10 protein-coding genes and 3 tRNA genes are annotated in these 12,401 nt (G+C 57.7%); 2 read left to right on the top strand and 11 right to left on the bottom strand.

Annotation, left to right across the window (positions count from 1 at the left end):
- Window positions 1-3: 3 nt before the first annotated feature.
- From ispG to hemA, 3 genes are all read right to left on the bottom strand, one after another.
- Window positions 4-1,131 carry a flavodoxin-dependent (E)-4-hydroxy-3-methylbut-2-enyl-diphosphate synthase gene (gene ispG, locus Q1A34_RS01300; protein ID WP_300029654.1) on the bottom strand — a complete coding sequence of 376 codons (1,128 nt, stop codon included), beginning with the start codon at window positions 1,129-1,131 and terminating at the stop codon, window positions 4-6.
- A gap of 86 nt (window positions 1,132-1,217) precedes the next feature.
- A complete protein-coding gene (locus Q1A34_RS01295) occupies window positions 1,218-2,450 on the bottom strand; it encodes a helix-turn-helix domain-containing protein (RefSeq protein ID WP_300029652.1) in 1,233 nt (410 codons plus the stop codon).
- A gap of 129 nt (window positions 2,451-2,579) precedes the next feature.
- On the bottom strand, window positions 2,580-3,803 hold the full coding sequence (gene hemA / locus Q1A34_RS01290) for a 5-aminolevulinate synthase (RefSeq protein WP_300029650.1): 1,224 nt from the start codon (window positions 3,801-3,803) through the stop codon (window positions 2,580-2,582).
- Between the two features lie 193 nt (window positions 3,804-3,996).
- Here hemA and Q1A34_RS01285 point away from each other — a divergent pair, with 193 nt between their 5' ends.
- Both Q1A34_RS01285 and Q1A34_RS01280 read left to right on the top strand, forming a co-directional pair.
- Window positions 3,997-5,367, top strand: coding sequence for a M20/M25/M40 family metallo-hydrolase (locus Q1A34_RS01285; RefSeq protein WP_300032300.1), 1,371 nt, complete (start codon window positions 3,997-3,999; stop codon window positions 5,365-5,367).
- A gap of 6 nt (window positions 5,368-5,373) precedes the next feature.
- A complete protein-coding gene (locus Q1A34_RS01280; RefSeq protein ID WP_300029647.1) occupies window positions 5,374-6,252 on the top strand; it encodes an alpha/beta hydrolase in 879 nt (292 codons plus the stop codon).
- Window positions 6,253-6,566: 314 nt separating this feature from the next.
- Here Q1A34_RS01280 and Q1A34_RS01275 read toward each other — a convergent pair.
- The 8 genes from Q1A34_RS01275 to lon all read right to left on the bottom strand — a co-directional run bounded on the left by Q1A34_RS01275 (window position 6,567) and on the right by lon (window position 12,205).
- Window positions 6,567-6,643, bottom strand: a tRNA-Asp gene (locus Q1A34_RS01275).
- A 118-nt stretch (window positions 6,644-6,761) separates the two neighbouring features.
- Complete coding sequence (locus Q1A34_RS01270) at window positions 6,762-7,697, bottom strand: pirin family protein (RefSeq protein ID WP_300029645.1); 936 nt, start codon at window positions 7,695-7,697, stop codon at window positions 6,762-6,764.
- A gap of 68 nt (window positions 7,698-7,765) precedes the next feature.
- Complete coding sequence (locus Q1A34_RS01265) at window positions 7,766-8,041, bottom strand: hypothetical protein (RefSeq protein ID WP_300029643.1); 276 nt, start codon at window positions 8,039-8,041, stop codon at window positions 7,766-7,768.
- 258 nt (window positions 8,042-8,299) lie between these two features.
- Window positions 8,300-8,602, bottom strand: coding sequence for a hypothetical protein (locus Q1A34_RS01260; RefSeq protein WP_300029641.1), 303 nt, complete (start codon window positions 8,600-8,602; stop codon window positions 8,300-8,302).
- 136 nt (window positions 8,603-8,738) lie between these two features.
- Window positions 8,739-8,814 (bottom strand) — tRNA-Val (locus Q1A34_RS01255).
- 34 nt (window positions 8,815-8,848) lie between these two features.
- On the bottom strand, window positions 8,849-9,433 hold the full coding sequence (locus Q1A34_RS01250; RefSeq protein ID WP_300029639.1) for a histidine phosphatase family protein: 585 nt from the start codon (window positions 9,431-9,433) through the stop codon (window positions 8,849-8,851).
- Between the two features lie 113 nt (window positions 9,434-9,546).
- A tRNA-Val gene (locus Q1A34_RS01245) sits at window positions 9,547-9,621 on the bottom strand.
- A gap of 175 nt (window positions 9,622-9,796) precedes the next feature.
- Window positions 9,797-12,205: an endopeptidase La gene (gene lon / locus Q1A34_RS01240; RefSeq protein WP_300029637.1), complete on the bottom strand. Its 2,409-nt coding sequence runs from the start codon at window positions 12,203-12,205 to the stop codon at window positions 9,797-9,799.
- Window positions 12,206-12,401: the final 196 nt, after the last annotated feature.

Here is a 12,401-nt window from a genome sequence, read left to right as displayed (position 1 = left end):
GGATTACTCCGCAGCATCTGCCAGGGCGGCCGCATCCAACTCGGCCGCCTTTTTCTCGACCTGTTCGACAATGTGCTCCACCATCTGGTCATTGCTCAGCTTGTGGCTTTGCTGGCCCGCCAGATACACCATGCCTGATCCTGCGCCGCCCCCCGTGAAACCAACGTCCGTCATCAGAGCCTCGCCCGGTCCGTTGACCACACATCCAATGATGCTCAGGCTCATCGGCGTCTTGATATGTTCCAGGCGCTTTTCCAGTGTTTCCACGGTTTTGATCACGTCAAATCCCTGACGGGCGCAACTGGGGCAGCTGATGATATTCACACCGCGATGCCGAAGGCCCAGTGACTTCAGAATCTCATAGCCGACTTTGACTTCTTCGACCGGATCAGCGGAAAGACTGACGCGGATTGTATCACCGATGCCCATCCAAAGCAGGTTGCTCAGACCAATGGCGGATTTGATGGTGCCAGACACCAGGCCACCTGCCTCCGTAATCCCAAGGTGGATCGGTGCATCCGTTGCTTCGGCCAGTTGCTGATACGCCGCCGCCGCCATGAAAACGTCCGACGCTTTGCAGCTGATTTTGAACTCGTGAAAGTCGTTATCCTGCAGAATTTTAATATGGTCGAGGCCGCTTTCCACCATCGCGTCCGGACAGGGTTCGCCGTATTTATCCAGCAGATGTTTTTCCAGGCTGCCAGCATTTACACCGATGCGGATCGAACAGTTGTGATCCCGCGCGGCTTTGATGACTTCCCTGACCCGCTTTTCATCGCCGATGTTGCCGGGATTGATGCGCAGACAGGCAGCGCCCGCTTCTGCCGCCTCTATGCCGCGTTTGTAGTGGAAATGGATGTCGGCAACGATCGGCACCTCAACTTCGGGTACAATTTCCCGCAGCGCTTTGGACGAAGCTTCATCCGGGACTGACACCCTGACAATGTCGGCACCTGCCTCGGTTGCGGCATTGATCTGCGCAATCGTCGCGGCAACATCCGTTGTGAGAGTGTTGGTCATGGTCTGAACGGTGATCGGTGCGTCGCCCCCGACCGGCACATTCCCCACCATGATCTGTCGCGACGTGCGGCGATAGATATTACGCCATGGACGAACGTGGTTGATCGACATGCGGGGCCCCCGGGAATTGCATCTGTCAGACAAAATAGACAGGCCGGGTCCGGGCCGCAATGGGTCGTCTTGATTTCCTGAAAGGATTATTCGCCGACGGCTTCAACAGGCGTCTGAAGTTCAACAACGGTGGTCGCCAGAGCCTCATCCGCTGAAAGATCGGCAATGCTGTAGGCTGCTTTGAGTGTGTCCACATCAAGCGCCAGATTGGACGTAACCACGCCTGTTTCGCCGACGGGGCCGTAATATTCACCGTTCAGGGCAAAATAGATTGCGCCGCTCTCACCCGTGCGCAACACCGGCGGGTTCTCACTTTTCGGCGCGTCCCAGGTATCTCCCGGCTCCATGATCGTCTCGAAAATAACGCTGCCATCAGCGGCCCGGACCCGGACCCAGGAGGGCCGTACCGCGATCATGCGCAGCGCGGGGCCAGGATCTTTCGAGACCTGCGGCACCGGGAATTCTGCAATGCTGTCCGTGATTGCCGTATCAATGGAGGCAAAAACGCGATCCTCAACCTGCTCGGGTCGCGCGGGTTCAGCGAAGTTGCCGATGGACCGGGGATCAATTGTTGAAATCGGTGCGTCGCGTGCCACCAGTACAGGTACATCCAGTGTCTGGGGCCGGTAAAGACGCTCAAGCGCATCAGCACGCGGCTGATCCATTCCCGCTGGCAGAGCCGTTTCGCCAGCACCTTCCGCGCCCGCCGTAAGCACACCGTCAAGCGGATCAAGATCAGAGAGGACGACCGGCGTTTGATCTACCGGGGCAACCTGTACGCGCTGCACTTCCTGCAATACCGACCAGCCACCAAAGCCAATCCCACCAATCAGTGCCAGAAGAACCAGAGAGGAGCCGATTGCTCCCGGTTCGATCCGGGACAAAAAGCTTTCTCCAGCCGGTACAAATGGCGTCCCCGGTTTGCTGAAGATGTCGCCGTCATAGACCCGTGCCGCTTTGTTCTGGCGCGTTTCTTTGCGAACGACAGAGGCCGCAGCCGACATGCCATGCGCAACGGAAAACCCGCTTTCCTCGCAAAAGGTATCAAATACTTCGTCGGCATTCATACCCAGGTAGCGGGCATAACTGCGCACATATCCCGCGATAAATCCGGGCGTGTCAAACGCCTCCGGATCGCAATCTTCGATTGCAGCGATGTAAGATGCTTTGATTCTGAGCTCGCGCTGAACGTCCAGCAGGGATTTGCCCATGGTGGCGCGCTCGCCGCGCATGATGTCGCCAAGGCGCAACTCAAAGTCATCGAACGCCTTGCGCTCGACCACTTCCTCAACACTCTTTGAGTGCTTACGCCCAATCATAAGACTGCCCCGTCTTCCCCGTTACTGCCTGACGCCTGCGCCGAATTAAGAATCGCCCCATGATTCGTATCCGGTTTGTTATTTAAACCAAGTTAACACAAGCCAAATTCAATTACATCAGGCTCCAGCCTACCCGGCATCTTCGGCACGATTTAGCGCACAATGTGACCAAAGTCCGTCCATCGCCCGCACAAGCGCGTCCATTTCCGGGGCTCCGTGTACAGGAGACGGCGTAAAACGCAACCGCTCCGTCCCACGCGGAACGGTGGGGAAATTGATCGGCTGTACGTAAATTCCATGCTCGTCGAGCAGCATATCGCTGAGCATTTTGGTGTGCACGGGATCGCCAACCATCACCGGAACGATGTGGCTTCCGTTGTCGATAATCGGCAGGCCAAGCCCCTTGAGACGCATCTTGAGAATTCGTGCCTGTGTCTGGTGCGCCTCGCGCAGCTCGGGCGACCGTTTCAGAAAGGCAACAGACGCCGCAGCACCCGCGGCAACCGCTGGCGGCAAGGAGGTCGTAAAGATGAAGCCCGGCGCGTAAGACCTTATTGCATCGCACATTTTTTCCGACGCAGCGATATATCCGCCCATCACACCATAGGCCTTGGCAAGCGTGCCATTGATGATGTCCAGACGATGCATCAGACGGTCCCGTTCCGCCACGCCCGCGCCGCGCGGACCATACATGCCCACCGCATGCACTTCATCAATATAGGTCAGGGCACCAAACTCATCAGCAAGATCACAGAGCGCTTCAATCGGGCCGAAATCGCCGTCCATGGAATAAATGGATTCAAAGGCGATCACCTTGGGCGCCGCCGGATCATCTGCAGCCATCAGTTCGCGCAGATGTTCCACGTCATTGTGCCTGAAAATCCGCTTGGCACCGCCGTTACGCCGCACACCTTCGATCATCGACGCGTGGTTGAGCGCATCAGAATAGATGATCAGCCCCGGAAAAAGTCTGGGCAGCGTAGACAGCGTCGCGTCATTTGCGATGTAGGCAGAAGTAAACAGCAATGCCGCTTCTTTGCCGTGCAGATCCGCCAGTTCGGCCTCAAGACGTTTGTGATAAACCGTTGTGCCCGAGATATTGCGCGTCCCACCGGACCCGGCGCCGGTGGCGTCCAGCGCTTCGTGCATGGCTTCCAGAACAACAGGATGCTGGCCCATGCCCAGATAGTCGTTGCCGCACCAGACGGTGATGTTCTGCTGTGTTCCGTCCGGGCGGGTACGGACCGCATGCGGGAATTGTCCGTTGCTGCGTTCAATATCGATAAAAGTCCGGTACCGGCCTTCATCATGCAGACGGGCAATTGCCTGATCCAGTTGGTCGTTATAGTCCACCAGGGCGGTCTCCTTGGCCTTCGGGCGTGTTTCACCCGCATCTTTCCCTGAACAGTTACAGATTGCGGCGCGCGGGATCAATATCCTGCGGGCGCACACCATGTCGCAGTCCGGGGATGGTTTCCGGGTTGCGGTGCTGGACACGGACGCGGACGCTGATACCTTTGAGCAACCCGGAAACAGGAGTCCCATGATGTCGCTGGAAACCGTTCTTGCCCGTATTGATACTGACATGCCAGAGGCGGTGGAGCGGCTGCGCGCACTGCTCAGGATCCCGTCGATTTCCACCGATCCGGCCTATGCCGGACATTGTGACAAAGCCGCAGACTGGCTGGTTTCCGAGCTGAACAGCCTAGGCATCAAGACCGAAAAGCGTGCGACCCCCGGCCATCCGATGGTTGTAGGGCATGTGGACGGGCCCGGCCCTCATCTGCTTTTTTATGGTCATTATGACGTACAACCCGTTGATCCGATTGAGCTTTGGCACAATGACCCTTTTGATCCGCAGCTTGAGGAGACGCCAAAGGGCACTGTGATCCGGGGACGTGGCTCCTCTGATGACAAAGGCCAGCTGATGACCTTTATCGAGGCCTGCCGTGCCTGGATCGCAGAAGAAGGCTCCCTGCCCTGCCGCATAACGTTTTTCCTCGAAGGCGAAGAGGAAAGCGGGTCGCCGTCTCTTGTCCCTTTCATGCAGGAAAACGCGGACGAGCTGAAATCTGATCTTGCCATGATCTGCGATACCGGTCTGTTTGAAAGCCGCACGCCTGCCATCGTGACAATGCTGCGTGGTCTTCTGGGAGAGGAGATCACAATTACGGGACCGGACCTCGATCTGCACTCTGGCATGTATGGGGGCGTGGCTATGAACCCCGTCCGGGTTTTGTCGAAAATCATTGCGGCTCTGCATGACGATACCGGGCGGATCACGGTGCCTGGTTTCTATGACGGGGTGCCAGAGCTTTCGGACGAGCTGGAAGCGCAGTGGCAGGGCCTGGCCTTTGATCATGCCGCGTTTCTGGGTGATGTCGGCCTGTCAGAGCCTGCCGGTGAACAGGACCGCACCCCGCTTGAAATGATCTGGTCGCGCCCGACCTGCGAGGTCAACGGTATCTGGGGGGGCTACACGGGCGACGGTTTTAAAACCGTGCTGCCGTCCCAGGCGCATGCCAAGATAAGTTTCCGCCTTGTTGGTACCCAGGATCCGCTGGCCATCCGCGAAAACTTCCGCGCTATGGTGCGCGACATGCTGCCCCCCGACTGCAAGGTCAGCTTTGGCGGGCATGGTGCCAGCGGCGCGTCGCAGACTGAAACCAGCGATCCGGCCTTTGAGGCCGCACGCCAGGCTCTGACAGATGAGTGGCAGGTGCCGGCGGCCTATGTGGGCTGCGGCGGCTCAATCCCAATCGCAGGGCATTTCCAGGAAATCCTCGGCACGACCCCGATGCTGATCGGGTTTGGCAAGGACGACGATGCGTTGCATTCACCGAATGAAAAATACGATCTGGAAAGCTTTCACAAGGGCACACGAAGCTGGGCGCGCATCCTCGCCGCCCTGACGTGAGTGACCATGTTTGAGGGCTTCACGACAGAAATGGTCGACTGCGACGGGCTGCAGGTGCGTGTAACGCACGGTGGCGCAGGTCCTCCTGTGCTGTTGCTGCACGGTTTTCCGCAGACACATGCCATGTGGCATGCGGTGGCGCCTTTTCTGGCGAAAAACCATACAGTTTATGCGCCTGACCTGCGGGGATATGGCGCGAGCGGCAAACCGCCCGGAACAGCCCCCTATTCATTCCGGCATATGGCTGCAGATCAGCGCGCGCTGATGCGGCATTTCGGCGAGACAGAGGTTCATGTGGTCGGGCACGACCGGGGTGGACGTGTCGCACACCGTCTGGCGCTGGACGCGCCGGAGCTTGTGCGCACGCTGACCGTTATGGATATCGTGCCCACGCATCTGTTGCTGGATGAGCTAACGCGGCAGGTTGCAGCCGCTTACTACCACTGGTTTTTCCTGGCACAACCCGCGCCTTTCCCCGAGACAATGATCGCACATGACCCCGACGCCTATTTTGAAAGTTGTCTGCTGGGATGGGGGGCAGCGCATTTGTCTGACTTTGATCCGGAAGCCCTGACAGCATACAGAGCCGCGTGGCGCGACCCGGAGGCCATTCGCGGCATGTGTGCCGACTACCGCGCGGCTCTGCAGGTTGATTTCGACCTTGATGCCGCAGATCTGGAGCGGCGGGTCGATTGCCCTGCGCTCGTTCTCTATGGCGCAGACGGCGCAATGGCAAAAGCCTATGACATCCCCTCGACGTGGCAGGACAGACTGAGCGATATGTCCCATCGAGCTGTCCCCGGTGGACACTTTTTTGTCGACCAGTACCCGGAGCAGACCACACAGGAGCTGCTCGGTTTTCTGGAGCGGCAGGACGTTTGCTGACGACGCAGGATGCGCAGTGCAGGAAGCGTTTCAATGTGTGTTGATACCACGTCTTTGCGGGAACCTTCTTCGATCCGACGCGGGAAAATCAGTTTGATATCTCGGATGTTTGTCCAGGCGCTTGAGCCTTCGGGACGCAGCTCAAAGAAGCGGCTAAGAAATACTCGTCAGCGTCCAGAACGCTTACTTTCTGCCAGAGCAGCGCACGCAAACCAAAGGTAATCGCGCATTTGCCAGACCTGCAGCCAGATCAACCGAAACCGGCGGATGAAAACGCAAAAGGCCCCCGTCTCCGGAGGCCTTTTATGCAGCGGTGGCGCGGTTGACGGGGCTCGAACCCGCGACCCCCGGCGTGACAGGCCGGTACTCTAACCAACTGAGCTACAACCGCCCACTGCACGCCCCTTGCGAAGCGTTCCGTCCTGATATTGCGCCCTCCCGGTCTCGTCAAGCGGGCTTTCACAAGAAATTTGAATTTTACTCCCGATGGCCCGTTTTTTCCTGCGCGGTCAGTCAGGCAGCGGGATAAACTCGTCGTCATCCCCCGGCGGTAACTGAAAACGACCATGCGCCCAGTCCCCGGCACGCCATGCTTCCTTGGCCGCATCAATACGATCCCGGGAGGAGGCGACAAAGTTCCACCAGATGTGCCGTGGCCCGTTCAGCGTCGCACCGCCAAGCATCATCAGCCGCGCACCCTGCGCACCTGCTGTGAGGGACAGGTTGTCCCCGGGGCGAAAGACCATCATCTGTCCGGCATCATAGGTCTCGCCCCCCACGCTGATACTGCCGCCCACCACATAGACACCGCGGTCTTCGTGATTATCGGGAAGTGGAATTTTCGCCCCCGCTTCCAGTACAGCGTCTGCATAGAAAATCTCCGAGAATGTGCTGACAGGCGCAGTCTCACCCCATGCTGTGCCCAGAATCAGACGTACCTCTTTGCCCTCACCTTGCAGAAACGGCAGCGTATCTTTTGGCGCATGCTCAAAGGCGGCGGCATTGTCCTCTGCCTCCTCAGGCAGCGCCACCCATGTCTGGATGCCGAAAAGACTGTGCGGGTTTTTACGGATCTCTCCGTCTGTGCGCTCCGAATGGGTAATGCCGTGCCCGGCCACCATCCAGTTTACCGCCCCCGGTTCGATCCACTGATCCGTCCCGAGGCTGTCCCGATGGTGAATCTTGCCCTTGTAGAGGTACGTCACAGTCGCAAGACCGATGTGCGGATGTGGCCGAACGTCGATCCCCTTGCCCGTCAGAAATTCTGCCGGACCCATCTGATCAAAGAATATGAACGGACCAACCATCTGGCGCTTTGGGGCTGGCAGGGCACGGCGCACCTCAAATCCACCAAGATCGCGCGCACGCGGAACGATCACCGTTTCAATCGAGTCCACAGCGTCTCCGACAGGGCAGTCGGGGTCGAGTGCAGGGTTCCAGCTCATCATCGCCTCCGAATTGATTGCCTGATGAACAATAAACCGTCAGGGACAGTGATCAATGACTGGTTCTGTCACATTTTGCGCAGGTTCTGTGCGGCCTTGGCGAAAGCGGCGCGATCTGACACGCGCCGCGAGGCCATATCAAGACGCGCGGCCATGTGAATGATTTCGGATACATCCTCGGCGCCCTGATCAAGCGCCATTTCAAACGCCGCGTATTCCAGATAACAGGAGGCCAGTAACATTGCGACCTGAACCCGCTCATGAACGGGCATTTCGTCAAGTGCACTGAGAGACGCCTGAAGGTCCGCAACCTTTGGGGAGATTTCTGCCTTCGGCTCGGTCATATCGTGTCAGCCTTTACACTGCACGGCGTCCGTTGCCCGGGTCTTTGCCCGTTTCCGGAAGCCTGTTACCTTGCACCACGAAATATCCGGTTGTCACAAACAGATCTGAGCGGGTGTTCTCTCCACGTTTTTCAGAGGTCTCAAAAATATCGCGAAACCGAGCATTTATATGCTCAAAACTTGCCTGGATTGTAACAATTGTCAACCATAGCGCGACAATCGGCACACGACACTACCTGAGGGGGATAGAGACTCAGATCATCTGGCTTGCGGAAACAGCGGAACAACCGATCCTGAAACAGGGGTTGTGCTCTCTTTCCGGCGGCGGCCGCTCATTCGTGCAGACAGGTTAACCATCTCGCCCACCAGTTCGCAATCGACGTGACCCGCCAGTTCGAACGCTGCGTATTCCATCAGACGCGCCGCCATGATCACGGCGCGCTCACCCCGCTCCTGCTCAGGCAGGCCGTTGAGATCATTCAGAATTCTTTCCAGCTCAAGATCAAATTCAGCGATCTGCTGCCGGTCGGGATTTTCATTCCCAGTCTTGTCGCAAAACAACGCGCGCCCCTTTCACACTGACCAGCAGACTGCAGCTGTCACAGTGTCCAGCATACCGTCTGCGTAAAGAGCCAGGCCCCACCCGGACCAGACTCCGGTCAGCATAAGCAGAATATTCGAGTCGGAACAGAGGATATGGTGGGTCGTGAGAGGCTCGAACTCCCGACATCTTCGGTGTAAACGAAGCGCTCTACCAACTGAGCTAACGACCCGATGGCGCGGGTTTAGCCAAACTGCAGCGGGTCTTCAAGCCCCTAATGTCAGGCGATGCTGAATGCCATCCGCAAGGTGATAGACGACCCCCTGCCCGCCTGGCAGACTGCCGATACTGTCGACGCTCTGACCCAGCAGGATCAGGCGCAGCATCCGCGATGTCATGCCGTGGGTGACCAGAACAGAAGGTCCATCCAGAGAGCTCAGAAAGCTGTCACAGCGATGGTACAGGCCCTCAAAGCCCTCCCCACCGGGTGCCGCGTTATAGAGATGCAGCGCGCTTTCTTCGCTTTCTGCCGCTGCCGCTCCACCCGGCAGTTCAGAGCGCCGCCGCCCCTCATACTCACCGACGGTTATTTCTGCTAGGCGCGGGTCGGTATCGATCCGCATTGCGAGGCCTTCCAGTGCAATCGCGGCCGTCTGGAAAGCGCGCCCCTGTGGGCTGGACAGAAACCGGAAACCCGTCAGATCAAGGCTCCGCAGGATACGGTTCTGCTCAAGCGCCTGGCTCCGGCCCAGATCCGTCAGCGGAGAATCAAGGCGGCCCTGGACCCGATGCTCTGCATTCCACTGCGTTTGCCCATGGCGCAGGATGTAGAGCGGTGGGAAATCGACCATAGCTTTGTTCCGGATGCTTTCATTCAATGGCCGAATACGCCCGACGCTCTCTCGCTTCAAGCCCCGCAAAGCGCCGTTGCCCGTGCCGTTCGAACATAAGACGCGATATGAAATGGTGGGTGATAAGAGATTTGAACTCCTGACATCTTCGATGTGAACGAAGCGCTCTACCACTGAGCTAATTACCCGCACGCCGGGGGATACTCAATGGAACCGCAGGCTGCAAGAGTTTTTCGGAGTGGACTGCCGTGCCGAAGGATTTGCACCAACTGGCATTAAAGAGGATGCCTGAAGGTCCGTCACAGAACGTGAATAAGGCGCAGATCCACATCAGATCCGCGCCTCAAATAATCGGGAACGACGTTAGTGTGCCGTGGCCGCATCCCCGGTATCGGAAGAGCCTGCAATGGCCGCTGCTGCTGCTTCTTCGGCTTCCTGATCCCATTCGATCGCTTCCGGCTTGCTGACCAGCGCGTGCTCCAACACCTCAGACACGTGGCTGACGGGGATAATTTCCAGCCCGTCTTTTACGTTGTCCGGTATCTCAGGCAGGTCTTTGGCATTTTCCTGCGGGATCAGCACTTTGGTAATCCCTCCGCGCAGCGCCGCCAGCAGTTTTTCCTTGAGCCCGCCGATCGGCATCGCGTTCCCGCGCAGGCTGACTTCGCCCGTCATTGCAATGTCCTTACGCACCGGTATCTGGGTCAGCACGGATACGATGGAGGTTACCATTGCAAGGCCTGCACTCGGGCCGTCCTTGGGCGTGGCACCATCAGGGACGTGCACGTGGATGTCGATTTTGTCGAACCGCGGCGGTTTGACACCGATCTGCGGACTGATCGACCTGACATATGAAGACGCCGCGTCAATCGACTCCTTCATCACATCACCAAGTTTACCGGTTGTCTTCATCCTGCCTTTACCGGGCAGGCGCAGCGCCTCGATGCTCAGCAGCTCGCCCCCCACCGACGTATATGCCAAGCCGGTCACAACACCAATCTGGTCTTCTTTCTCTGCAAGACCGTAACGATATTTTTTCACACCGAGGAAATCATCGATATTGTCTGCAGTGACTGCGACGCTTTCCGCTTCTTTGCGGATGATTTTTGTCAGAGACTTGCGCGCAACCTTGGCGATTTCCCGCTCGAGGTTCCGCACGCCAGCTTCGCGCGTGTAGGTCCGGATCATCTCGGTGAGTGCGGAATCGTCAATGCTGAATTCCTTTTTCCGAAGGCCATGGTTTTTGACCTGTTTGGGCACAAGGTGTTGCAGCGCAATCTCGCGTTTTTCGTCCTCGGTATAGCCGGCGAGCGGGATGATCTCCATCCTGTCCAGCAGCGGACCAGGCATGTTGTAACTGTTGGATGTTGTCAGGAACATTACGTTCGACAGATCGTATTCCACTTCAAGATAGTGGTCGACGAATGTCGAGTTTTGTTCCGGATCGAGAACTTCCAGCATTGCAGACGCGGGATCACCGCGAAAATCCTGGCCCATCTTATCGATTTCATCCAGCAAAATCAGCGGGTTCGTTGTCTTTGCTTTCTTCAGCGCCTGAATGATCTTGCCCGGCATGGAGCCGATGTAGGTCCGGCGGTGACCGCGGATCTCGGATTCGTCACGCACGCCGCCGAGGCTGATGCGGATAAACTCGCGCCCCGTCGCACGCGCAACCGATTTGCCCAGCGAGGTCTTGCCAACGCCCGGAGGACCCACAAGGCACATGATCGGGCCTTTGAGTTTTGCGGATCGCTGTTGCACCGCGAGATACTCGACAATGCGCTCTTTGACCTTCTCAAGCCCATAGTGATCGTCGTCCAGAACCTTCTGTGCGCGGCCCAGATCTTTTTTGACACGCGATTTCGTGCCCCAGGGGATCGACAGCATCCAGTCCAGATAGTTGCGCACCACTGTCGCCTCGGCCGACATCGGGCTCATGTTGCGCAGTTTCTTGATCTCGGCATCCGCCTTTTCGCGGGCTTCCTTGCTCAGTTTGGTGTCGGCAATACGGGCTTCCAGCTCGGCGACTTCGTTCTTGCCGTCCTCGCCGTCTCCCAGCTCCTGCTGGATCGCCTTCATCTGCTCATTCAGATAGTATTCGCGCTGCGTACGCTCCATCTGGGTCTTGACGCGGGTTTTGATCTTTTTCTCGACCTGCAGGACAGACATTTCGCCCTGCATCAGGCCGTAAACCTTCTCCAGACGCTCGGACACGCTCAGGGTTTCCAGCAGGTCCTGCTTCTGATCTACCTCTATGCCCAGATGCCCGGCGACCAGATCGGCAAGCTTTGCAGGCTCGCTGGATTCGCCGACAGCCGCCAGCGCCTCTTCGGGTACGTTTTTCTTTACCTTGGCATAGCGCTCAAATTCGTCCGCCACTGTGCGCAACAGCGCCTCTGTTGTGGCAACATCGCCCGGCATTTCGGTCAGATATTCTGCCCGTGCTTCAAAAAAACTGTCGTTGTCCAGATATTCGGTGATCCGCACCCGCGCCTGGCCTTCGACCAGAACCTTGACCGTGCCATCAGGCAGCTTCAACAGCTGTAACACGTTCGCAAGGACGCCTGCCTTGTAGATACCGTCGCTGTCAGGATCATCGACGCCCGGGTCAATCTGACTGGACAAAAGGATCTGCTTGTCATCTGCCATGACCTCTTCGAGGGCACGGACGGATTTTTCGCGCCCGACGAAAAGCGGCACAATCATGTGCGGGAATACGACGATATCGCGCAGCGGCAGTACCGGGTACGAAGCGTTAAGAGGCTCTTGCATGCTCTTTCCTTGTTTTTGGCAAGATGACACTGGTCCCGCATATGCAGCAACGCCCGGCCATCTCCGGATTTACAGATAACAGGTGGGGCAGCACCCCACTGATATCAACCTTGTTTTGATCTGGTCATCGCAAGAATGTCCAGAGAAGGGTCAGAGTACAAGCCGACAATCGGGCCTCCAGGAGCTTTTGCACCGG

It is taken from the genome of uncultured Roseobacter sp., from assembly GCF_947491795.1.
Classification (GTDB): Bacteria; Pseudomonadota; Alphaproteobacteria; order Rhodobacterales; family Rhodobacteraceae; genus Roseobacter.
Note: the sequence above shows the minus strand (reverse complement) of the source record. Positions and strands in the feature narration are given on the sequence as shown.